This window comes from Acinetobacter sp. 479375 (genome assembly GCF_000581715.1).
Taxonomy (GTDB): Bacteria; Pseudomonadota; Gammaproteobacteria; order Pseudomonadales; family Moraxellaceae; genus Acinetobacter; species Acinetobacter ursingii.
Map to the genome: position 1 here is coordinate 1 of NZ_JEZN01000056.1, position 2,339 is coordinate 2,339.

Sequence of the window (2,339 nt, forward strand, 5' to 3'; positions counted from 1 at the left end):
TTAAAGCGAGAAGGAAAATGTCCAGTAGATATTGAGCACAGGCAGATTAAGTATAAAAATAATGTCATTGAATGTGATCATGGTAAGTTAAAGCGGATCATCAGGGCCACATTAGGATTCAAATCTATGAAGACGGCTTATGCCACAATTAAAGGTATTGAAGTCATGCGTGCACTACGTAAAGGACAAGCATCGTCATTTTATTATGGTCAGCCTCAAGGTGAAGTGTGTCTAATCAACAGGGTTTTCGGTCTCTAAGCACTTTTAAAAAGGAACTTCATCGACTCAAATCTCTATTTGCAACAGTGCCAGGCAGGTTTGTTGAACCTATACACGATGCCTACACAGATAGATCGGTTTTACAGATAATGTGCCGTTTTAGAGGATTCCATGCATGTCATTCATGATGCACATGCATGGAAAACTATAAGGTCTGACGGAATTATTCGTAATGAATTACAGTACGAATTGACTTACCTTCATGCATTAGATCAAAGGCTTCATTGATCTGATCCAAGCCCATCGTATGTGTCACAAATGGTTCTAATTGAATTTTACCTTTCATGGCATCTTCAACCATTCCTGGAAGTTGCGTACGACCTTTTACGCCACCAAAGGCAGAACCTAGCCATTTACGACCAGTAACCAGTTGGAATGGACGGGTAGAGATTTCCTGACCTGCGCCAGCTACACCAATAATTACGGATTGTCCCCAGCCACGGTGTGCACTTTCAAGAGCTGCACGCATCACATTCACGTTGCCAATACATTCAAATGAATGATCTACACCCCAACCAGTCATTTCGACAATGACTTGCTGGATTGGTTTGTCGTAGTCTTTAGGGTTTAAGAAGTCCGTTGCACCAAACTCTTTTGCCAGCGCAAATTTATCTGGATTCATGTCAACCACAATAATACGTCCTGCTTTAGCTTGACGTGCGGCTTGTACGACTGCCAGACCAATACCACCTAAACCAAAGACCGCAACACTATCACCTTCTTGTACTTTAGCCGTGTTGTGTACTGCACCGATACCCGTTGTGACACCACAACCCAGTAAGCAGACATGTTCGTGATTGGCTTCAGGATTGATTTTAGCCAATGATACTTCTGCCACTACCGTGTATTCACTGAACGTTGAGCAGCCCATATAGTGGTAAATCGGTTGACCATTATAGGAAAAACGAGTGGTACCATCTGGCATTACGCCTCTACCTTGAGTTTCGCGAACGGAAATACACAAGTTCGATTTTCCAGATTTACAGAATACGCACTCGCCACATTCAGCGGTGTAAAGTGGAATTACATGATCACCTGGTTTGACGCTAGTCACGCCTTCACCAACCTCAACTACGACACCAGCACCTTCATGCCCGAGAATAGCCGGAAAAACACCTTCAGGATCATCGCCAGATAAAGTAAATGCGTCTGTATGACACACACCGGTATGGGAGATCTTGATTAATACTTCACCTTTCTTCGGTGGTGCAACATCAACTTCAACAATTTGAAGAGGTTGACCAGGAGCAAACGCAACGGCAGCACGTGACTTCATGGAATAATTCCTTATACAGATCTATTTTAAATATGATTTTAGAATCTTGGCGATTTCAGCCAATTCTTCTTTTCGTTGTTGTTCTGTGGTTTCACCTGATACTAAAGTGTCCTTTAAATGAACCTCCAGCATTTCATTCATTAAACCATTAATAGCACCACGCACAGAGCATATTTGTTGCAGAATTGCACCACATTCCACATTGTCTTCTAACGCTTTTTCAATCGCTTGCGTCTGACCTTTGATCCTTCTGACGCGTAGAAGAATCTTTTTTTTGTCTTCAACCTGATTAGGCATCAGACCTCCTTATTTGCTAGCTTTTATACTATAGTACCCCATAGTATAAAAAAAGCAATATTTTTTATAAATCGAAAATCAAAAAGCTCTTTAGCGAAAATTTTCTATCCCTGTTTTTAGTTTTTTTTAAATTAACATCGTAGAGCTGATGGGCTTTGTTGCACAAAGATTTAAAAGATAACACTCTGCTCATTTGAACAGAATTCAAGTGACAACTTGGGTATGAGGACGACCTAATTCTGTAAATTTGTTCAATACGGCTATGCGTGCATGAATCTCATTCACCTGACTAGAAAAACTCCTTGCTGTTAATTTATCACCTAATAGTTTGATGCAATGCATCTTGGTTTCAACTAAACTTCGACGATGATAACCAGACCATTTTTTCCAAAGCGTTCTTCCTAAACGTTTAACTGTTTTCAGTAACTCATTCCGCTCTAAAGATCTCAATTTCTGATCTTTCCATGGTTTTGCATTTTTTCTTGGC

General features: G+C 40.7%; 4 protein-coding genes. 1 reads left to right on the forward strand and 3 read right to left on the reverse strand.

The features are described from left to right. A partial coding sequence (locus J500_RS16585) for a DDE-type integrase/transposase/recombinase (RefSeq protein WP_004897259.1) occupies positions 1 to 258 on the forward strand: 258 nt, incomplete at its 5' end. 184 nt (positions 259 to 442) lie between these two features. Here J500_RS16585 and J500_RS16590 read toward each other — a convergent pair. From J500_RS16590 to J500_RS16600, 3 genes are all read right to left on the reverse strand, one after another. Next, complete coding sequence (locus J500_RS16590; protein ID WP_000842132.1) at positions 443 to 1,555, reverse strand: S-(hydroxymethyl)glutathione dehydrogenase/class III alcohol dehydrogenase; 1,113 nt, start codon at positions 1,553 to 1,555, stop codon at positions 443 to 445. 21 nt (positions 1,556 to 1,576) lie between these two features. Beyond that, positions 1,577 to 1,852 (reverse strand): metal/formaldehyde-sensitive transcriptional repressor, encoded by a 276-nt coding sequence (locus J500_RS16595; RefSeq protein ID WP_001133625.1) that lies wholly within the window; start codon positions 1,850 to 1,852, stop codon positions 1,577 to 1,579. A 204-nt stretch (positions 1,853 to 2,056) separates the two neighbouring features. Beyond that, positions 2,057 to 2,339, reverse strand: a 283-nt coding sequence (locus J500_RS16600) for a transposase (protein WP_031984729.1), incomplete at its 5' end; no start/stop codon positions are given.